Origin of the sequence: Limnobacter sp. (genome assembly GCF_036846585.1) — a bacterium.
GTDB lineage: Bacteria > Pseudomonadota > Gammaproteobacteria > Burkholderiales > Burkholderiaceae_B > Limnobacter.
This window is the reverse complement of record NZ_DAIUBR010000041.1, coordinates 1-21179: the sequence shown is the minus strand read 5'-3', so window position 1 is coordinate 21179 and position 21179 is coordinate 1. Positions and strand designations below refer to the sequence as shown.

General features: G+C 53.0%; 19 protein-coding genes and 2 pseudogenes. 19 read left to right on the top strand and 2 right to left on the bottom strand.

What is annotated here, in order from left to right; all coding sequences use genetic code 11:
* Nucleotides 1-55: 55 nt before the first annotated feature.
* Complete coding sequence (gene galU, locus V7028_RS14055; RefSeq protein WP_334120708.1) at nt 56-931, top strand: UTP--glucose-1-phosphate uridylyltransferase GalU; 876 nt, start codon at nt 56-58, stop codon at nt 929-931.
* A gap of 3 nt (nt 932-934) precedes the next feature.
* Nucleotides 935-1681: an S-methyl-5'-thioinosine phosphorylase gene (locus V7028_RS14050; protein ID WP_334120707.1), complete on the top strand. Its 747-nt coding sequence runs from the start codon at nt 935-937 to the stop codon at nt 1679-1681.
* 14 nt (nt 1682-1695) lie between these two features.
* Here V7028_RS14050 and V7028_RS14045 read toward each other — a convergent pair whose 3' ends face one another.
* Nucleotides 1696-4257 (bottom strand): [protein-PII] uridylyltransferase, encoded by a 2562-nt coding sequence (locus V7028_RS14045; protein WP_442918750.1) that lies wholly within the window; start codon nt 4255-4257, stop codon nt 1696-1698.
* Nucleotides 4258-4307: 50 nt separating this feature from the next.
* Nucleotides 4308-5129, bottom strand: a pseudogene (gene map / locus V7028_RS14040) (type I methionyl aminopeptidase); the annotation flags it as partial.
* A gap of 196 nt (nt 5130-5325) precedes the next feature.
* Between map and rpsB the strand changes: the two are divergent.
* The 17 genes and pseudogenes from rpsB to V7028_RS13950 all read left to right on the top strand — a co-directional run.
* The gene (gene rpsB, locus V7028_RS14035) at nt 5326-6081 is read left to right on the top strand and encodes a 30S ribosomal protein S2 (RefSeq protein ID WP_334120705.1); all 756 of its coding nucleotides are present in this window, start codon (nt 5326-5328) and stop codon (nt 6079-6081) included.
* A gap of 81 nt (nt 6082-6162) precedes the next feature.
* On the top strand, nt 6163-7053 hold the full coding sequence (gene tsf / locus V7028_RS14030; RefSeq protein WP_334120704.1) for a translation elongation factor Ts: 891 nt from the start codon (nt 6163-6165) through the stop codon (nt 7051-7053).
* A 119-nt stretch (nt 7054-7172) separates the two neighbouring features.
* Nucleotides 7173-7883 (top strand): UMP kinase, encoded by a 711-nt coding sequence (gene pyrH / locus V7028_RS14025; RefSeq protein ID WP_334120703.1) that lies wholly within the window; start codon nt 7173-7175, stop codon nt 7881-7883.
* Between the two features lie 31 nt (nt 7884-7914).
* Nucleotides 7915-8475, top strand: a complete 561-nt coding sequence (gene frr, locus V7028_RS14020) for a ribosome recycling factor (protein WP_305563966.1) — start codon at nt 7915-7917, stop codon at nt 8473-8475.
* 10 nt (nt 8476-8485) lie between these two features.
* Nucleotides 8486-9268, top strand: a complete 783-nt coding sequence (locus tag V7028_RS14015; protein ID WP_442918749.1) for an isoprenyl transferase — start codon at nt 8486-8488, stop codon at nt 9266-9268.
* A gap of 26 nt (nt 9269-9294) precedes the next feature.
* Nucleotides 9295-10137 carry a phosphatidate cytidylyltransferase gene (locus V7028_RS14010; RefSeq protein WP_334120701.1) on the top strand — a complete coding sequence of 281 codons (843 nt, stop codon included), beginning with the start codon at nt 9295-9297 and terminating at the stop codon, nt 10135-10137.
* A gap of 7 nt (nt 10138-10144) precedes the next feature.
* Nucleotides 10145-11350, top strand: a complete 1206-nt coding sequence (gene dxr / locus V7028_RS14005) for a 1-deoxy-D-xylulose-5-phosphate reductoisomerase (RefSeq protein WP_334120700.1) — start codon at nt 10145-10147, stop codon at nt 11348-11350.
* A 7-nt stretch (nt 11351-11357) separates the two neighbouring features.
* Complete coding sequence (gene rseP / locus V7028_RS14000) at nt 11358-12701, top strand: RIP metalloprotease RseP (protein ID WP_334120699.1); 1344 nt, start codon at nt 11358-11360, stop codon at nt 12699-12701.
* 51 nt (nt 12702-12752) lie between these two features.
* Nucleotides 12753-15058, top strand: a pseudogene (gene bamA, locus V7028_RS15330) (outer membrane protein assembly factor BamA).
* 42 nt (nt 15059-15100) lie between these two features.
* Entirely contained in the window at nt 15101-15607 is a 507-nt protein-coding gene (locus V7028_RS13985) for an OmpH family outer membrane protein (protein WP_334120709.1), read from the top strand.
* Nucleotides 15608-15624: 17 nt separating this feature from the next.
* Nucleotides 15625-16710: a UDP-3-O-(3-hydroxymyristoyl)glucosamine N-acyltransferase gene (gene lpxD / locus V7028_RS13980; protein WP_334120697.1), complete on the top strand. Its 1086-nt coding sequence runs from the start codon at nt 15625-15627 to the stop codon at nt 16708-16710.
* Between the two features lie 20 nt (nt 16711-16730).
* Nucleotides 16731-17180 carry a 3-hydroxyacyl-ACP dehydratase FabZ gene (gene fabZ, locus V7028_RS13975; RefSeq protein ID WP_305563562.1) on the top strand — a complete coding sequence of 150 codons (450 nt, stop codon included), beginning with the start codon at nt 16731-16733 and terminating at the stop codon, nt 17178-17180.
* Nucleotides 17181-17193: 13 nt separating this feature from the next.
* Nucleotides 17194-17982: an acyl-ACP--UDP-N-acetylglucosamine O-acyltransferase gene (gene lpxA, locus V7028_RS13970; protein ID WP_334120696.1), complete on the top strand. Its 789-nt coding sequence runs from the start codon at nt 17194-17196 to the stop codon at nt 17980-17982.
* Nucleotides 17983-17985: 3 nt separating this feature from the next.
* The gene (gene lpxB, locus V7028_RS13965; RefSeq protein WP_334120695.1) at nt 17986-19155 is read left to right on the top strand and encodes a lipid-A-disaccharide synthase; all 1170 of its coding nucleotides are present in this window, start codon (nt 17986-17988) and stop codon (nt 19153-19155) included.
* Entirely contained in the window at nt 19148-19804 is a 657-nt protein-coding gene (locus tag V7028_RS13960) for a ribonuclease HII (RefSeq protein WP_334120694.1), read from the top strand. The genes lpxB and V7028_RS13960 overlap by 8 nt, the downstream gene beginning before the upstream one ends.
* Nucleotides 19805-19811: 7 nt before the next feature.
* The gene (locus V7028_RS13955) at nt 19812-20633 is read left to right on the top strand and encodes a TrmH family RNA methyltransferase (protein ID WP_334120693.1); all 822 of its coding nucleotides are present in this window, start codon (nt 19812-19814) and stop codon (nt 20631-20633) included.
* 47 nt (nt 20634-20680) lie between these two features.
* A partial coding sequence (locus tag V7028_RS13950) for a deoxyribodipyrimidine photo-lyase (protein ID WP_334120692.1) occupies nt 20681-21179 on the top strand: 499 nt, incomplete at its 3' end.

Sequence of the window (21179 nt, the reverse complement as noted above, 5' to 3'; positions counted from 1 at the left end):
GCTTTAATCAATCTGCCGCGTTATTTGAATACTTTCATTTATTGAGTACATTGCCATGACAAGAGTCCGAAAAGCCGTTTTTCCCGTCGCAGGCATGGGTACACGTTTCTTGCCCGCCACAAAAGCCAGCCCCAAAGAAATGATGCCTGTGGTTGACAAACCACTGATTCAATACGCCGTTGAAGAAGCACTGGAAGCAGGGCTTACCGAACTGGTGTTCATCACCGGACGCAGCAAACGCGCGATCGAAGACCATTTCGACAAGGCCTATGAACTGGAAGCCGAGTTGCTGGCACGTGGTAAAACTGCCTTGCTTGAGTTGGTAAAAAACATTGTGCCCAGCCACGTGAACTGCATTTACATTCGCCAGATGGAACCCCTGGGTCTGGGACATGCCGTGTTGTGTGCCGAACCCGTGGTGGGCACAGAACCCTTCGCGGTGTTGCTGGCCGACGACCTGATGGATGTAGACAAAGGCACACCCTCTGTTACGCATCAAATGGTCAAGGTGTTTGAGCATGAACACGCCAGCGTACTGGCCGTACAGGAAGTGCCGGGAGAAGACACAAAATCGTACGGTATTGTGTCCAGCACCCCATGGAACAACTGTTCTGAACGGGTGAACGCCATTGTTGAAAAACCTGATCCCAAAGACGCACCCACCAACCTTGCAGTGGTGGGTCGTTACGTTTTGAATTCCCAGATTTTTGACCACATTCGCAAAACCGGAAAAGGTGCGGGCGGAGAAATCCAGTTGACCGACGGCATTGCGTCGCTGCTGGAAGATCAGCCCGTGCTGGCTTACCGTTTCAATGGCACCCGTTTCGACTGCGGATCCAAAATTGGTTACCTGAAAGCCACTGTTGAACTGGGCCTCAAACACCCGGAAGTGTCTGCCGAGTTTTCCAACTACCTTAACAACAGGAAGTAAACAATGTACGCAGTGTTGGGCGGCAGTGGCCTTAGTCAACTCCCCGGTTTTGAAGTCACAAAACGCAAAGTGCAGCGCACGCCTTATGGTGAACCCTCGGGTGCGCTAACCATTGGCGTGCTTGCAGGCCATGAAATTGCATTTTTGGCGCGCCATGGTTACGGGCACACCATTGCACCACACCAAATCAACTACCGCGCCAACCTGTGGGCCTTATCCCAGCTGGAAATTGATGGAATTTTGTCGGTTGCCTCCGTGGGAGGAATTCGCCCTGATTTAAAGCCGGGTCAATTGGTGGTGCCCGATCAAATACTGGACTACACCCATGGCCGGGCAGCCACCTTTTTTGAAGGTGACAATCAGGCCGTTTCGCACATAGACTTCACCTGGCCTTACGATCAGGCATTGCGAACAGCATTGTGTCTGGCTGCCGACTCAGTGGGTGAACAGGTGGTGCAGGGTGGCTGTTATGCCTGCACGCAAGGCCCACGTCTTGAAACCGCTGCAGAAGTAAAGCGCTTGGCGCGAGACGGCGCCGACATCGTGGGCATGACAGGCATGCCCGAAGCGGCATTGGCCCGTGAACTTGAAATTCCCTATGCACACCTGGCTTTGGTGGTGAACCAGGCCGCGGGTGTGGGCGAAAGCGCACAAGAAATTTCACATGCCCAGATCAGTAAAACAGTGCACGAGGGCATGGGCCGCGTGATGGGCATCATTAAATCGATGGTGCAGTTGCACGACGAATAGAGTGGTGTTTGCGTTTAAATCGACAGAAGTTCCAGCAAATCGGTTTCAAGCTGAATTTGCAACTTCTGCGATGTCAGCGATTGACCATACAACAAAAAGCTGTCTTCTGCCCGTTCACCCAAGGTCATGATCTTCGCGGTTTGAACACTGACTTTGTACTGTGCCAGCAACTTCGTGATTGAATACAAAAGGCCTGTGCGGTCGGTCGCAGAAATGGTCAACAGGTATTGATTGCCCTTTTCATCCGGTTTCAAATCCACGGAAGGGCGCACCGGGAAGTGCCTGGATTGCCTGGACATGCGGCCAAACACAGGGGCTTCCAGCGGCATGCGCTTGACCAGCCTGTCTTGCAGTTCGGCTTCCAGCAAGGACAAGGTTTCACGGTAAAACTCGTCACCGTTGTCGTGCTGAATTAAAAATGAGTCCAAGGCGTAACCATGCGACGTGGTGTGAATTTTCGCATCCAGAATGCTCAGGTTCTTGGAGTCGAAGTAACCACAAATTCTTGCAAACAAATCCATTTCATCGCGGGTGTAAACCAGCAACTCCAGACCCTCGCCAATGGGCGACAAACGGGCCTTCACAATGGGCTGTTCTGTGTCGACGCGCCAATACAGATGGCGCGTGTGCCAGGCAATGTCACTTGGCCCCTGGCGCAGGAAGTACGACACATCCAGCTGCGCCCATAAGGAGTCTTGCACGTCATCTGACAAGGCATACAGCCGCAAAATCCGTTTGGCTTCGGCCTGTTGCTCAACCAGCATCTGCCTGCGGTTGGGGGCCTCGCCGTCCAGGTGCTTCAAAGCAAGGCGATAAAGGTCTTCCAGCAACTTGCCTTTCCAGGCATTCCACACCTTGGGGCTGGTGCCGCGAATATCGGCCACAGTCAACAGGTACAAGGCTGTCAAATTGCGGGGCGTTTTGACAAATGACGCGAATTCACGCAACACCTCGACATCGGACAGATCCTTTTTCTGGGCTGTGTTTGACATTGTCAGATGGTGTTTGACCAAAAAAGCCACCAAATCGGTGTTCTCTTCATTCAGGCCGTGGTCTTTGCAAAATTTGCGCGCGTCGACTTCACCCAGCACACTGTGATCTCCACCCCGACCCTTGGCCACATCATGGAACAACGCCGCGATGTACAGCAACCAGTGATCGTCAAAGTTGGCCATCAACTGGCTGCAATAAGGGTATTCGTGCGCATGTTCTGCCATGGTGAAGCGCCGCAAATTGCGCACCACGGTCAGAATGTGTTGGTCCACCGTGTAAACATGAAACAGGTCGTGCTGCATTTGCCCCACGATTTTTCGGAACACCGGCAAGTAGCGTCCCAGCACACTGGTTTCATTCATTCGGCGCAATTCGTGGACAATGCCCTGCGGTTGCTTGAAAAAGTCGATAAAAAGCGCCTTGTTCACCGGGTCTTTTCTAAACTCGCTGTTGATCTTGATCCGGTTGTGCCAAAGCTGGCGCAGGGTACGCGCGCTCATGCCTTTCAATCTGGGGTTTTGCTGCATCACAATGAAGGCGCGCAGCATGGCCGATGGGTTTTTGGCAAACACATCGTCATCGCGAATGTCGAGCAAGGAATCTGTTTCCTGAAACTCGTCATCAATTGGAACCGGCGTTGCATTGGATCCAAAGATTGACAGCTCAATGTTCTGCAACAAAATGGTGTTTAACTGCATTACCGCTTTGGCCGCCAGGTAATACTGCTGCATCATTTGTTCGCTGGATCGCTTGGCTGCCGTGGGCCGATACCCCAGCGATTCCGCCAGTTGGGTTTGAACGTCGTACACCAACCGGTCTTCCCGACGCCCGGTGGTGACATGCAACTGATAGCGAATTTTTTTCAGGGTTCGCTCGTTGTTGCGCAGTTTGGCTGCTTCGAAGGGCGTGATCAAACCCTGCTTGGCCATTTCGGCCCAACTGTTGCCCAAACTGGCAGCGCGGCTTACCCATGAAATAACATGCAAGTCACGCAAGCCGCCCGGGCTTTCCTTGCAATTGGGCTCCAGGCTGTAGGGCGTTTCCTGGTATTTCGCGTGCCGCTGACGCAATTCAAGTGTTTTCTTTCTGAAGAAAGTTTTTACGTCAAGTTTTGCTTGAAGTTTTTTTTCCAGATCATTGAAATATTGAATATTTCCGGCAAGAACCCTGGACTCAACAAGTGCTGTTTGCACGGTGATGTCTTTCGCGGCCTCGTCAACGCACTGGTCCAGTGTTCTGACGCTGTGCCCAATTTCAAGACCGATGTCCCAGCCCGAGCCACAAAAGTTTTCAAGTTTCGCGGTATTGGCTTCATCAGGTTCGTGGTCGATCAAAATCAATACATCGACATCGGAAAACGGGAACAGCTCGCCACGTCCGTACCCACCCACAGCCACCATGGCATATCCTGGCGGCATTTGAAGGGCATTCCAAAGCGAAACAAGCGCATCATCAACATGGTTGCAACGTTGTTTTAATGCTGTTTCTACAGCATCGGCAGGCGTATTTTCATCAAAAGGGGTCAGCCACAAGTGGGCATCGGCCTTCAATTTGCCTTTAATTTCAATCCTTACCGCGTTCAGGTCGGCTTCAGGGGTGTTCTTCGCTGATGTTGCAGAGTCGATGCTCAAATTCATGCTACCTGTGTTTTCAACCGGGGATTGGCTGGCGTGCCTTCCGACACGGTCAATACCTCGTATCCATCAGCCGTCACCAACACAGTATGTTCCCATTGGGCTGAAAGGCTGTGGTCTTTGGTCACAATCGTCCAGCCATCGGGCATTTCCTTGATTTCGCGACGTCCCGCATTCAACATGGGCTCAATCGTGAAAATCATTCCTTCCACCAGTTTCACACCGGTGCCGGGTCGACCGTAATGCAAAACCTGTGGTTCTTCGTGGAATTTGGTGCCAATGCCGTGCCCGCAAAACTCGCGAACCACTGAATAACCAAAACCTTCAGCAAATTTCTGGATGGCCGCACCCACATCGCCCAAGGTGGCGCCGGGCTTGACCTGTTCAATGCCAATCCACATGGCTTCAAACGTGATTTCACACAGGCGCCGCGCAGCCAGCGAGCCTTCGCCCACAATGAACATGCGGCTGGTATCGCCGTGATAACCCTCTTTGATCACCGTGATGTCGATGTTGATAATGTCGCCGTTCTTCAGCTTCTTTGCGCCGGGAACACCATGGCAAATCTGGTGGTTCACCGATGTGCAAATTGACTTGGGGTAGGGGCTGTAGCCGGGTGGGGCGTAGTTCAGTGGTGCAGGAATGGTATCCTGCACGTTCACCATGTAATCGTGGCACAGTTTATCGAGTTCTTCCGTGGTGATCCCGGCGACCACATGGGGGCCGATGAAATCCAGAACCTCCGAGGCCAATCGGCCCGCGACACGCATTTTCTCAATGTCGTGCTCGTTTTTAATCACAATATTCATGGTTTTGTTAAATTCCTGCTTGAGCTAACGTATTTTAACCGAGTATAATCTTTGGCTGCTCTAGCGCCACGGTTAACTTGTTAAGTTAATCGGCGCACAAGAGTAAATTTAATGGTTTGTGCGACAGGGTGCTAGTGAAGTTCACTAAAAAATTGAACTTTCTGGCCCAGTACAAACCCATTTAACCCTGTCTATACTGGAGAAATTCATGGCAGCATCAATGCGCGAAATGCTGGAAGCTGGTTGCCACTTTGGCCACCAAACCCGCTTCTGGAACCCCAAAATGGCCCCTTACATCTACGGCCATCGTAACAAAATTCACATTATCAACCTGGAAAAAACCGTTGTCATGCTCGACGACGCGCTGAAGTTCGTCAAGCGCCTGTCAGCCAATCGCGGCAACATCCTGTTTGTATGTACAAAGCGTCAAGCCAAGGAAATCATCGCCGAAGAAGCAGCACGCTGCGGCATGCCCTTCGTTGATCAGCGTTGGTTGGGCGGCATGCTGACCAACTTCAAAACTGTAAAAACGTCCATCAAGCGTTTGAAAGACATGGAAGCCATTATCGCCGACGGCGGTACAGAGCGCATGTCCAAAAAAGAAGCCTTGATGTTTGCACGCGAACTTGAAAAACTGAACCAGTCCATCGGTGGCATCAAAGACATGCCAACCCTGCCTGATGCAATTTTCGTGTGCGACGTGGGTTACCACAAAATTGCAATCACTGAAGCCGAAAAGCTGGGCATTCCAGTTGTAGGCATTGTGGATACCAACCATTCACCAGCTGGTGTTAGCTACATCGTTCCTGGCAACGATGACTCCGCACGCGCCATTCGCCTGTACGCCCGCTCAGTGGCTGATGCCGTACTGGCAGGTCGTGACCAGGCAGTGAACGACGTGGTAGAAGCAATCAAAGGCGGCGACGACTTCGTTGAAGTGTCTGAAGAGGGGGCCGAGGGTTAATTCAGCCTTCGTCTTCCGGTGGGGCGACAAGTCGCCCCTTTTTTTTATCCAATTCAGAATCCGACAGTTAGGAGAAGATCAATGGCTGAAATTACAGCAGCAATGGTGAAAGTACTGCGCGAGAAAACCGACGCGCCCATGATGGAATGCAAAAAGGCCCTGACCGAAGCCGATGGCGACATCGACAAGGCTGAAGAAATTCTGCGTGTAAAACTGGGCAGCAAGGCCAGCAAAGCCGCGGCACGCGTCACGGCAGAAGGCTTGGTTGGTATTTATATCAACGAAAACAGCAAGTTGGGAACCATTGTTGAAGTGAACTGCGAAACCGACTTCGTGGCCAAAAACGACGATTTCCTGGCTTTTGTGGCCAACGTGGCCAAACTGATTGCCGACAACAACCCGGCCAGCGTTGAAGCGCTGTCTGCCTTGCCTTTGGGCGAAGGCACTGTTGAAACAGTTCGCGCAGCCCTGATCGGCAAGATCGGTGAAAACATGTCAGTTCGCCGTTTCAAGCGCGTTGAAGCGGTTGGCAACCTGAGCTCTTATATCCACGGTGGCAAGATTGGTGTGTTGGTCGACTACACCAGTGCTGACGAAAACGTAGGCAAGGATGTTGCATTGCACATTGCCGCCACCAAGCCCAAGGCTTTGCACGAAAGCGGTGTTCCACAAGACGAAATCGAGCGTGAGCGTTCTGTTGCCAAGGCCAAGGCGATCGAATCTGGCAAGCCAGCCGACATCGCCGAGAAAATGGTTGAGGGATCGATCAAGAAGTTCCTGAAAGAAGTGGCATTGCTGTCACAGCCTTTCGTGAAAGACGACAAGCTGACGGTTGAAGGCATGTTGAAAGCCAAAAACAGCACCGTGAACAGCTTCGAGCTTTTCATTGTGGGTGAAGGTATCGAGAAAAAGGTGAATGACTTCGCCGCTGAGGTTGCTGCGCAAGCCGCTGCAGCAGCTGCTGGCCGTTAATTCCTTTCCGGAAAAAAAGAGGGGTTTCTCCATCCGGGAAGCCCCTTTTTATTTGCGTGTAGACGAAGTTCCTTGCTTTACGTTATAGAATCCTGACAATGATCCAACAAGAGGCTTGAATGGCAGCATACAAACGTGTGTTACTCAAATTGTCAGGCGAAGCCCTGATGGGTGACGACTCCTACGGTATCAACCGCCAAACCATCGAACGCATGGTGGCAGAAGTCGCTGAGGTGTCCGCGTCCGGTGTGGAACTGGCCGTGGTGATAGGCGGGGGCAACATTTTCCGGGGTATTGCTCCTGGTGCTGCAGGCATGGATCGCGCCACGGCCGATTACATGGGCATGATGGCCACCGTGATGAATGCCCTTGCCCTTCAGGATGCTTTCAGGCGTGCCGGTGTTCAGGCGCGTGTTCAATCCGCTTTGAACATTGAGCAAGTGGTTGAGCCCTACATCCGCCCAAAGGCAATCCGATACCTGGAAGAAGGCAAAATTGTCATTTTTGCTGCCGGTACAGGCAATCCATTTTTCACCACCGACACCGCAGCGGCCTTGCGTGGTTCGGAAATTGGCGCCGAGGTGGTATTAAAGGCAACCAAGGTAGACGGCATTTACACGGCTGACCCGAACAAAGACCCGACCGCCACGCGGTACGAAAGAATCACCTTCAATGAAGCTATTTCCAAAAATCTCGAAGTAATGGATGCCACTGCGTTCGCACTGTGTCGCGACCAGAAGCTGCCAATTCGAGTGTTTTCAATCAACAAGCCAGGCGCATTACACCGCGCCGTTGCAGGTGAAAACGAGGGCACCCTGGTGCACATGTAACCCAATCGATTCATGCAGTGAGATTTCAATTATGAGCGTCGCAAACATTCGCACAACAGTCGAAGAAAAAATGTCCAAGTCCATTGACTCCCTGAAGACGGACCTGCAAAAGGTTCGCACAGGGCGTGCACACACCGGCATTCTTGACCACATACAGATCGACTATTATGGTTCCATGGTGCCAATTTCCCAGGTGGCCAATCTTAGTTTGGCTGATGCCCGCACCATCGTGGTACAGCCTTGGGAAAAGAACATGGCCAATGCAGTGGAAAAGGCCATTCGCGAATCTGATTTGGGCTTGAACCCGGCGTCCATGGGCGAAACCATCCGTGTACCCATGCCCGCATTGACCGAGGAACGCCGCAAGGAACTGACCAAGTTCATCAAGGGCGAAGGCGAGCAAACCAAGGTGGCCATTCGCAACCTGCGCCGCGATGCCAACGAGGCCTTGAAGCGCCTGGTCAATGACAAGGAAATTTCAGAGGACGACGAGCGCCGCGCACAGGGCGACATCCAAAAACTGACCGACAAATTTGTTGCCGAGGTTGATCAGGTTTTGCAGTCCAAAGAAGCCGAAATCATGACGGTATAAACCAATGGCCATTTTCACAAGCTCGACCCTGGAGGTGCCCAACACATCCAGCATCCCAAAGCACATCGCAATTGTGATGGATGGCAATGGGCGTTGGGCGAAAAACCGGCTGATGCCCCGTGTGGCGGGCCACAAACGGGGCGTGGACGCTGTTAAACGCACCGTGCAGGCTTGCTGTGAGCTGGGCGTGGAACACCTGACCCTGTTCGCATTTTCCTCGGAAAACTGGCGCCGCCCCCCAGAAGAGGTCAGTGTGTTGATGCGCCTTTTCATCCGCGTGCTTCGCAAAGACGTTGAGGCCATGCATCGGGAAAACATTTGTTTGCGGATTGTTGGCGACGCCACCGCATTCGAGCCTGAATTGCAGGCGGCCATTGCATCTGCCCAAGAACTGACCAAGAACAACACCCGTTTGCATTTGAACATTGCTGCCAACTACGGCGGGCGTTGGGACATCCTTCAAGCCACCAAAAACATGCTGAAAAGCCAACCTGATTTGGCTAACAACCCGGAATTAATTAACGAAGCCTCACTGTCACAACACCTGTGTCTGCATGGCAGCCCTGAACCGGACCTGTTCATCCGCACGGGCGGTGAGCAACGTGTTTCGAATTTTTTATTGTGGCAGTTGGCGTACACTGAGTTTTACTTCACAGACAGGTTTTGGCCCGACTTCGGCAAACCAATGTTGCTGGAAGCCATTGATTCGTATAACAACAGAGAACGTCGCTTTGGTCGAACGTCCGAACAGATTCAGCCACAACTGGTCAACGTTCTGCAGTCGGCGCAGTGAATTGTTTCTCAAACGAGACATAAATCATGCTTAGAACGCGTGTAATCACTGCGGTAGTCCTGCTCCTCGGACTGCTTGCAGTCTTGGTCTACGGCGGTGCGCTTGGCTGGAACTTGTTTGTATTGGCGGTTCTGCTCGGCGCATTCTGGGAATGGGCGCGCTTGGGCCAGTTCGGCGCGTCAAAATCCATTCTTTATGCAATTTCAGGCGGTTCAATTTGCCTGGCGGGCGCGCAGTTTTTCAGCCTGCAAACCCCGGGGTTTCCGCTTTTGGCGCTGGCCAGTGTGTTTTGGGTTGCGTTTGCGCCCTGGTGCCTGCGACATGTGTCGCTTGGCGTGCTGACCAATCCGGTTGTGTATGGTGCAGTGGGCTTCGTATTAATTGCGGCAGCAGGGCTTGCCTTGGTCGTCACCAAAACCTACGGCATTGTTTTTCTGCTCAGCACCATTGCCATTTGCTTTGCTGCCGACATCTTCGCCTATTTTTTCGGCAAGGCGTTTGGCAAGCGCAAGCTGGCCCCACGCATTTCACCCGGAAAAAGCTGGGAAGGGGCCTTTGGCGGCGCCTTCAGCGTGCTGATCCTCAGCTGGGCAGTGGTATTGCTGGCCGATCAGTTTCCCGTTCTTGAAAACACTTGGCAGGCCATGGCTTTCGAGCGTTGGCACCCCGTGGTGTTTTCTTTCTGGTTGCTGGTGTTAAGCGCCTACAGCGTGGTGGGCGATTTGTTTGAATCCATGCTCAAGCGCCGTGCCGGCATGAAAGACAGCAGCCAGTTACTGCCTGGGCATGGTGGCATACTGGACAGAATTGACGCACAGTTGCCCGTATTGCCGTTGGCCATACTGCTGGTCAGTGCAATGGCGGGTTGACAGGAAAATGGCCGTGCAAAATTTACTACTTTTGGGTGCGACTGGCACGATTGGCGTGAACACGCTGGACGTGGTTGCCAGGCATCCCGATCGCTTCCTGGTTTTTGGGCTGGTTGCGGGTAAAAACATTGATTTGCTCTTCAAGCAGGCGTGTGCGCACAGTCCGCAGGCTTTGATTATTTGTGATGCTGCGGCGCTTGCCGAGTGGCACCGAAAGGGCTACAGCCAATTGCTGAACCATAAGCTGGGTTATGTGCCCGACATGGGGGGGGCAGATGAACTGGATTCTCTGTGTGCCCACCGCAGCGTGGACACAGTGGTGGCTGCTATTGTTGGTTCGGCCGGCCTGAAACCCACACTGTGCGCATTGCAGGCTGGAAAGCGGGTGCTTTTGGCCAACAAGGAATCGCTGGTGCTGGCCGGTCAGTTCATGATCCGGGCCTGCAAGGAATCGGGCGCCACCATTCTGCCCGTGGATTCCGAACACAATGCGATCTATCAATGCTTGCCGCAGAACTACGACATTTCCAGGGCGAACCAGTTTGGCATTGAAAGGCTTATCCTGACCGCTTCTGGCGGGCCTTTCCGCAAAAAAACGCTTGAGGAATTGACCCAGGCCACCCCGGCGCAGGCCATTGCGCACCCAAACTGGGTCATGGGCCGGAAAATATCGGTCGACAGTGCAACCATGGCCAACAAAGGCCTGGAACTGATCGAAGCACTCTGGCTGTTTGGCCTGCCGGCAAGCCAGCTGTCTGTACTGGTTCACCCGCAATCCATTGTTCATTCAATGGTGGAGTACAAAGACGGTAGCGTATTGGCCCAGCTGGGTTGCCCGGACATGCGAACGCCGATTGCCCATGTATTGGGCTTGCCCGACCGGATTGAATCGGGTTCACCACGCCTGAACCTTGTCCAGCTTGCCCGTCTGGACTTCGAAGAACCCGATTTGAACCGGTTCATCATGCTGAAACTGGCTTTTGATGTACTGAACAAGCCAGACGCGCTGGCACCTGTTTTCAACGCAGCCAATGAAGTGGCTGTGGACTTGTTTTTGAATGAGAAAATTGCTTACATGGACATTGTGCGCCTGACAGAAAGTTGTTTGTCGCGCTTTGGCGGTGAATCTGTTCGCAGTCTGGATGACGCATTTGACCTGGACCTGTCTGTCAGGGCCCATGCCACTGAATGTGTTGGAAAATTGACCTGGTAGGTATTCAATGTTGAACTCCGTTGTTTCATTTCTGATCGCACTGGGCATTCTGGTGTTCATCCACGAGTACGGACACTATTCCGTGGCCCGTTTTTATGGGGTGCGGGTGATCCGGTTTTCCGTGGGGTTTGGCAAGCCGATTTTTCGATGGGTGAATCAAAAATCCAAAGTGGAATGGACCATTTCATGGATTCCGCTGGGCGGTTATGTGCGCATGCTTGATGAGCGAGACCCCGAAAGCCTGAAGGGTCAAGACATCAATCTTGCCGAATCATTCAACAGAAAACCGGTGGGGCAACGCATTGCCATTGTGCTGGCGGGCCCACTGGCCAATTTGGCGCTGGCTGCCCTTATTTACGGTTTTTTGGCCTACATGCAGCCGTTGGGTCTGGCCACACAAACCGCCGAGCCGCCCGCCAACACAGTGGCTGCCAGTGCCGGGCTGGCCAGTGGCGACGAGATCACTTTCATCAATGGCGAAGACACCAAAAACTGGAATGAGGTGTCCTGGGCATTGATCAAGGCGCGCCTGTTTCGCGACGACTTGAATATTCAGGTCAACCGCGACGGCGCAGCCGTCGACCTGAAACCGGTTTTGTCTGCCCAGGTGGACGCAGAGCTTGGCCCCGGCCTGAGCAGGGAGCTCGGGTTTTTCCCGGTGGAGAAAAGTGTGCTGGTTCGTGCCGTGGGCGACGGCAGTGCCGCGGCTTCGGCCGGGTTCATGGTCGATGACACACTACTAAGTGTTGATGGCGTGCCTGTTGAAACGTCGGCGGGCTTTACCGAGATGATCAAGCAGCGTCCGTCAGAAGAAATGGAAATTCAGATTCGCCGTGCTGGGCAGGACATGGTGGTGCGTGCCACGCCTGACAGCATGCAACTTGATGACGGGGCTGTCATAGGGCGACTGGGATTGTCGATTGGTGGTGAACCCATTGTTGTGAACAATCCCCTGAACCCATTTGAATCAATTGTTGAAGGCACGGGCCGAATGGTAGAGGTCAGCGTATTTTCGCTGGCCGCGTTGGGTAAAATGGTCACTGGCGATTTGTCGTGGCACCACCTTAGTGGCCCTGTGTCCATTGCCAGTGCGGCAGGGCAGTCGTCCAGCCTGGGAATTCTGCCGTTTTTCGGATTTTTGGCGATGGTTTCTGTTAGCCTAGGGATTTTGAATCTTTTGCCCATACCCCTCTTGGACGGCGGGCACTTGATGTATTATTTGGCCGAAATCGTTAGAGGCAAGCCCGTCGATGAGGTGTGGCAAGTGCGGGGCCAGAAGCTGGGAATTTTGCTCATTGGTGCATTGACCAGTGTTGCTTTTTTTAATGATATTCAAAGGCTGATTTTCTAGAGGCCTTCACATATTGGTTCCAGCCGAAACAGGCTGGTAGGAACGATCTGAATGACAATAAGAAGTACTCTGTTTCCAGCGCGATTGGTGTATCCAGTCGTGGCCGCATGCGCTTTGTCCGTTGGCGTTGTACATGCCCAGGCAAACCAGTTTGTGGTAAAAGACATCGAAGTGGAAGGGCTAAGAAGGACCGAGGCGGGCACTGTATTCAGTTACCTTCCCATTCGTGTGGGCGACACGTTCACCGACGAAAAGGCACTGCAAGCCATTCGCTCACTGTTTGCCACCGGTTTTTTTGAAGATGTAAAAATTTCTGCCAAGGGCGATGTGCTCGTGGTGACGGTGATTGAACGCCCGGCGATTGCGTCAGTGGAAATCAATGGCACCAAGGAATTTGACAAGGAAACGCTGAAGGAAGCATTGAAGGGCGTTGGAATCGGGGAATCACTGATTTTCGATCGCTCCCTGCTCGACAAGGCAGAGCAGGAATTGAAGCGTCAATACCTGTCACGCAGCAAATACGGTGCACAGGTTCAAACCCGCGTGGACCAGTTGGCGCGTAACCGCGTGGGGATTACCTTTAACGTGGATGAAGGCGAGTCTGCTTCCATCAAGCAATTAAAAATTCTGGGCAACAAGGATTTTTCAGAAGAAGACCTGCTCGACGAGTTCGAATTGAGCACAGGCGGCTTCATGTCCTGGTACAGCAAGAACGACCAGTACTCACGCCAGAAACTGGGCGGCGACATCGAGAAGTTGCGTTCGTTTTACTTGAACCGTGGCTACGCCGATTTCAACATCGAGAACACCCAGGTTCAGATCGCCCCCAACAAGCAAGATATTTTCATCACGCTAACCATCAAGGAAGGCGAGAAGTTTACCTTCGGCAACGTAGAGCTGACTGGCCAATTGCTGGGTCGGGATGAAGAATTGCGTTCACTGCTGCAAGTGAAAAAGGCGAAACCTTCAACGGTGAATTACTGACCGACAGCACCAAGGCCATTCAAGACCGCCTGGGCAACTACGGCTATGCGTTTGCCAATGCCAACGTAATTCCTGAGCTGGACCGTGAAAACCGCGTGGTGAACATTAACGTGGCCGTGGATACAGGAAAGCGTGTGTATGTTCGCCGCATGAATGTGGGTGGCAACACGCGAACCAAAGACGAAGTAATTCGCCGCGAATTCCGCCAGTTTGAATCATCTTGGTACGATTCCCGCAAAATCCAGCTGTCCAAGGAACGTGTTGACCGCTTGGGTTTCTTCTCGAACGTGGACATTGAAACACAGCCTGTCCCCGGCACCTCCGATCAAATCGATGTGAACATGCAGGTGGAAGAAAAGCCTACCGGCAACTTGCTGCTGGGCGCAGGTATTTCCAGTACCGACAGCCTGGTGTTGTCCGCTGCCATTCAGCAGCAAAACCTGTTTGGCACGGGCAAAACTGTTGGCCTGGAATTGAATACCAGCAAAGTAAACCGCACCATTTCGTTTTCACAAACAGACCCGTATTTCACCATCGACGGTGTGTCTCGCAGCTTCGAGGTGTACAACCGCCGCACCGACCCAAGCGCATTGAATCTGGGTGATTACATCATCGAAACCACAGGTGCAGGTCTGCGCTTTGGTTACCCCATCAGTGAATATGAGCGCCTTTCTTTCGGTGGTGGCTATGAAGGCACTGATCTGGAAGTTGGGCCGTTCAGCCCGGATCGATTCCAGCGCTACGTCGATGATTTTGGCAATTCAAGCTACGCTGTTTTGCTTAATGCGGGCTATTCCTACGATTCACGCGATTCTGCAATTGCGCCAACCCGAGGCCGCGTGCGGCGCCTGACCGCTGAATATGCAACGCCGCTGGGCGACCAGGAGTTCATTCGCACCACCTATCAGGAACAGCATTACTTCCCGATCGGGAAACTTTACACGCTGGCTTTGAACGGTGAAATCACGGGCGGTTTTGGCCTTGGCGATTCGCCGTACCCAATTTTCCGGAACGTGTACGCAGGTGGTATTGGTACGGTGCGGGGTTATCGCTCATCCACACTTGGCCCACGTGACGCGGACAATGTACCCATTGGCGGATCCAAGCGCGTTATTGCGAATGCTGAATTCTTTTTCCCGATTCCCGGCATGACAAAAGACCGCACTTTCCGTGCTTTCACGTTCCTGGATGCCGGTAACGTGTTCCAAAGCACCGAGAAGGTCAAGCTTGGTGAACTGCGTTACTCAACCGGTGTAGGTATTTCCTGGCTGTCGCCAGTGGGCCCCCTGAAGTTCAGCTTGGGTGTGCCGCTGAACAAAGAACCGCAGGATGAAACCCAACGTGTCCAGTTCACCATTGGTACGGGTTTCTAAATAACTTATTCGAATTTATATTGGAGAACAGTTTTGAATAGTGTGAAAAAATTGTTGATTGGCGGTGCCTTGTCGCTGGCTGTGATTCTTCCTACAATCGCGACGGCTCAAGCTGCCACGAAAATTGGGTTTGTGAATACCGAGCGGATTTTGCGCGACTCCAAGTTCGCAGTTGAGTCCCAGAAAAAGCTGGAGCGCGATTTTTCCAAGCGCCAGAAAGAACTGGAAGACCTGGCCACGAAAGTAAAAACGGAAGCCTCGAAACTGGACAAAGACGCGATTACCTTGCCGGAAGCCGAAAAGGTTCGCCGCCAGCGTGATCTGGCTGAAATGGACCGTGATTTCCAGCGCAAGCGCCGCGAGTTTGAAGAGGACCTGGCCCAACGCAAAAACCAGGTGGTGGGTGAGTTGGTGGAACGTGCAAACCGCGTGATTCGCCAAATTGCCGAGAAAGAAAATTACGACATCATTTTCCAGGAAGCTGTTTACGCCCACAAGCGTATCGACATCACTGACCAAGTGCTCAGCAGCCTGGACAACGCCAAGTAACACGAGAACGCGCACGCATGAATTTTGTCGAAACGAAGCTGGGCGATCTGGTCGCAATATTTGGTGGTCGGCTTGCTTCGTTTGATGGTGGCGCATTGTCTGCGTCTGATGTGTTGTTGTGCGGCATTCAGCCCCTTGAAAAAGGCGGTTCGAATCATTTGGGTTTTTTGGCAAACCCCAAGTTTCGCGACCTATTGCTTGCCACTGAAATTGGTGTGGTTCTTGTTCGTGAATCGCAGTTCGATTCGCTTTGTCAGCACTTGAACGGCAAACAAAACGGAGGCGTTAAACCAATCGCCTGGCTAGTCAGCGACCCCTATCTGTATTACGCCAAAATTCAGCAATGGTGGGTCGCCCGCAGCGAATTCAAACCTGCACCCGGAGTTCATCCCCGTGCTGTGCTTGACCCAACAGCCTGCGTTGCCGCAACCGCCAGCATTGCAGCCAACTGCGTGATAGGTGCGCACGCAAAAATAGGCGAGGGCAGCCGCATTGAAGCAGGTGTTGTGCTGGGCAACCATGTTGAAGTGGGCAGTTTCACGCGCATTCACCCCAATGTAACCGTGTATGACGAGTGCGTGATCGGTTCGCACTGCATCATTCACGCAGGCGCTGTCATTGGGGCCGATGGCTTTGGTTTCGCCAATGAGAAAGATACTTGGGTAAAAATTCCGCAAGTGGGCCGTGTATTGATCGCCGACCAGGTTGAAATTGGTGCCAACACCACGATTGACCGTGGCGCACTCGACGACACGCTGATTGGATTTGGCGTAAAACTGGATAATCAGATCCAGATCGCTCACAATGTCGAAATTGGTGAACATTCCGCCATGGCTGGTTGCGTCGGCATTGCAGGCAGTACCAGCATTGGCGCGCGTTGCACCGTCGGTGGTGCAGCCATGGTGTTTGGCCACTTGAACATACCCGATGGCACACATGTTTCCGGTGCCTCGGTGGTCATGAGCAGTATCAAGGAGCCCGGTGCCTACACAGGCATTTTCCCCTTGCAGGAACACAAAGACTGGGAGAAAACAGCAGTGACTCTCAAACAACTATTAAAGCTTCGCGGCGAAGTGCGCGAGCTAAAGAACAATAAACCTTAATAAGTGTGAACTCAGAAGCTATGAATACGCCCGTTATGGACATCAAAGGCATTTTGGAAAATTTGCCGCACCGTTACCCTTTTGTACTCGTGGATCGAGTGCTGGAACTTGAACCCAATGTTCGAATTCTGGCCCAGAAAAACGTCAGTTACAACGAGCCCTTTTTTCCCGGCCACTTCCCGATTCACCCGGTCATGCCGGGCGTGTTGATCATGGAAGCACTGGCGCAGGCTGCAGGGCTTTTGTCGTTCAAATCCATGGAAGCGTCACCAGACAAAAACCTGGTGTACTACTTCGTGGGCATCGACAACTGCCGCTTTAAAAAGCCTGTGGTGCCCGGTGATGTCTTGATGCTGGATGTTCAGGTGGAGCGTGTTTCGCGTGGTATCTGGAAGTACTCCGCAAAAGCGCTGGTAGATGGCAATGTGGTCGCGCTTGCTGATTTGATGTGCACGGCCCGCGAAGTTTAAGGAACATTTTCAAATGCCCATACATGCGTCTGCAATTGTTGACTCCAAGGCAGAACTGGACAGCACAGTAGAGGTTGGGCCGTTTTCTGTTATTGGTCCCCATGTAAAAATTGGCGCTGGCACCAAAGTCGGCCCACACATGGTGATCAGCGGCCGCACCACAATTGGGCAAGACAATGTGTTTCATGGTTCGTCCACCATTGGTGGCGATCCGCAAGACAAGAAATACAAGGGCGAGCCCACTGAACTGATTATCGGTGACCGCAACACCGTGCGCGAATACTGTACCTTCAACACCGGCACGATTCAAGACGGCGGCAAAACCACCATCGCCAACGACAACTGGATTATGGCCTACGTGCACATTGCGCACGACTGCCACATTGGCAGCAACACCATCATTGCCAACAGCGTGCAATTGGCTGGCCATGTTGTTATTGGCGACTGGGTTATTTTGGGCGGCATGAGCGGCATACACCAGTTCATTCGTGTGGGCGACCACGCCATGACCGCATTCCAAACCAAACTGATGCAAGACGTACCGCCTTTTGTCATGGCGGCAGGCTACCCTGCAGGGCCCGCGGGAATCAATTCGGAAGGTTTGAAGCGCCGGGGGTTTTCACCCGACGCCATTCTGAACATCAAACGGGCCTACAAGGTGATTTATCGTCAGGGTTTAAGCATTGCCGAATCCAAAGAAGCCATTGATGCGCTGGCGGCGGCAGCACCTGATGATGCCAAGCCGCACCTTGTGCACATGAAGGTGTTTCTGGACGAAGCCACACGCGGCATCATTCGCTAGGCGATGGCGCGCTCAACAACACATTATCCTGCGTCCCCGGTGGACCTGGCCATTTCAGTGGGCGAGGCTTCGGGCGACTGGATCGGGGCGTTGGCCATTGAACACCTGACACAAACCCAAAGCGTTCGCATGGAGGGCATTGCAGGCCCCAAGCTGCGCGAATTGGGCGTTAAACCCTTGCATGGTTCAGAAGAGCTTTCCGTGCGCGGTTATGTCGAGGTAATTCGGCATTTGCCCCGCTTGCTCAAAATGCGCAAAAACCTGATTCGGCAATGGTCTGTTGCAAACCGCCCAAAGGTGTTTGTGGGGGTGGATGCACCCGATTTCAATTTGAATCTTGAACTTGCCTTGCGTGAAAGCGGCATTCCCACGGTGCATGTGGTGTGCCCGTCGATTTGGGCCTGGCGCATGGAACGCATCCACAAAATCAAGGCGGCCTGCAGCCATGTGTTGTGCATTTTTCCGTTCGAACCAGAAATTCTGGCCAAGGAAGGGATTTCGGCCACCTACATTGGCCACCCCATGGCGGCCCTGGTGCCTGAAACCATCGACCCGATGGCGTACCGTGCCAAACTGAATTTGCCAAGTGAAGGGCAATTGCTGGCGGTACTGCCCGGCAGCCGTGGCGCAGAGGTGAAACACATCGGCCCTGCGTTTGTACAGGCGGCCATGGTCTTGTTGAAACAAAAACCTGACTTGCGTTTTGTCACCCCCATGCCACCTGGCAGCAGCCTGCTGCGCATGTTCAGGACCATGATCCCACCGCAATTGCTGGATCGCTGGGCGTTGATCGAGGGCAAATCGCATGAATGCATGGCCGCGGCTGATGCAGTGATGCTGGCCAGTGGCACGGCCACGCTGGAAGCCATGATGTACCGCAAGCCCATGGTGATCGCCTACAAAATGCCGTGGTTAAGCTACCAAATGATGAAAGGCAAAGGCTACATGCCCTATGTGGGTTTACCCAATATTTTGTTGAACGAATTCGCAGTGCCCGAGCTGTTGCAAGATGACGCAACGCCGGCCGCTTTGGCTGAAAAAGCACTGTTTCAACTCGACAATGACGCCAACCGCACCCGGCTGGAAACGCTGTTTGCTGAACAGCACCAGCGCTTGCTTAAACCGTCGGGCGAAATTGCAGGCCGGGTGATCCAGCAGGTGATGCATGGCTGAATTTCGGGAGTGGGCAGAAATTCAGGCCTACGCAACTGAACATGGCTTGCAGGTGATCGGTGTGGATGAAGCAGGGCGTGGCCCCCTGTGTGGCCCCGTGGTGGCAGGTGCGGCCTTGCTGGGTACACCTAATATAATTGAGGGGTTGGCCTGTTCAAAAACATTGAGCCCGAAAAAGCGCGATGTGCTTGTATTGCGCATTCAAGAACATGCACGGGCAAGCGCCGTTGCCCAAGCCACGGTGGAAGAAATTGACCGCTTGAATATTTTGCAAGCCAGCTTGCTGGCCATGTGGCGGGCAGTTGATTTGGTGGTGCAACAGGCGGGCCTGAGACCCGAGCAATGCCTGATTGCAGTGGATGGTAACAAGCTGCCCAAATGGCCCTACAAGGCCATTGCCGTGGTGAAGGGCGACACGAAAATTCCCGCCATTTCCGCAGGTTCAATTTTGGCCAAAGTAGCGCGTGACGAATGGTGTAAAGCCCACGCTCTTCAATATCCGGAATATGAATTCGATGTGCACATGGGTTACCCAACGGCACGCCACATGGCTTTGTTAATACAGCACGGTGCCACGCAGGTGCACAGAAAATCGTTCAGGCCAGTGCGCGAGGCACTGGAACGCGCCCAACAGGACCTTTCTTTTTAGAAGAACCATGAGCTACGAACGCAATTTCACCACCATTGAATCGGCCCAGAATGAACGCCTGAAGGCAGCCATCAAGCTGCTTTCTTCCAACCATGCCTTACGCCAAAGCGGGCTTTCTGCAGCGGAAGGCTTGCACCTGGCGGAAACTTTGTTGCACTTGCCCGGTGTCAACATTGAATCGGTGTGGATACCGCAAAGCCTGTTGAACAAGCCGGAATGGTTAACCATGTCGGCACTTAGCGATGTATTGGAAAACGGCAATGTGCGTTGCATGGTGCTTGCCGACAATTTGTATTCAAAGCTTAGCAAGCTGACAACACCCACCGGGCCGATGATATTTTTCAAGCCCGTGAATGCCAGCACGGGCATAGACTTGAATCACGAAGTCGCCTTGCTTGATGGCATTCAAGACCCCGGCAACGTGGGCGCCCTGTTGCGCAACTGTGCGGCTGCTGGCGTAAAACAGGTGGCATTGAGCGACCATAGCGCCTGGGTGTGGAGCGACAAGGTACTGCGTGCTGGCATGGGTGCGCAATTCAGCTTGCAGCTGTTTTCCGAAGATGACTTGATGAAAGCGTTAAGCAGGCAAGGATCGAAAATATCCATTCGTGTCACCAGCCTTCACCCCAAAAGCATTGACCTGTTTGATGCCGATTTAAAACCTGTTGGTGTGTGGGTGTTCGGCAGTGAAGGGCAGGGCGTAAGCCAAGCCTGGCTGGACAGGGCCACGCAGCACATTCGCATTCCACAAAGCAAACACATTGAAAGCCTGAACGTGGGCAGCAGCAGTGCGGTGTGTTTGTTTGAACAATTCAGGCAAAGGCGGTAAAATCAAATATACTGTACACGTAAACAGTAGTATTTGGGTATCGCTGCATGCACCTGCACCTTGTTTGGCTGAAAAAAGACCTTCGTCTTCGCGACCATGCGCCCCTGCATGCGGCCGTAGAGGCTGCACGCACCGGTGGTGGCAGCGTAACCTTGCTGTATTGCCTTGAACCCAGGCTGATCAGGCAGGCAGACAGTGCGCCCCAGCACTTTGAATTTGCGCGGGAATGCCTTGAAGAAATGGCAGGGCAGCTGCCGCAGCACCTTCCCATGTTTGTCGCCAAGGCCAATGCCTTGGTTGCCCTGCAAAGCATTGCCTTGTGTGGCGTGGATGCAATTACTTTGTATAGCCATGAAGAAACAGGCAACTGGGCCAGTTTTCAGCGCGACACAGAAGTGAAAGCCTGGTGTGCTAACCAGAAAATTGCCTGGCAGGAATTTCCCAACAATGCCGTGGTGCGTCGCCTGCGTAACCGCGACGAATGGGGCAAGTTGTGGCTTGAAACCATGCGCAAACCAGTGCTGCCTGTGCCTGCTTTCCATGAAT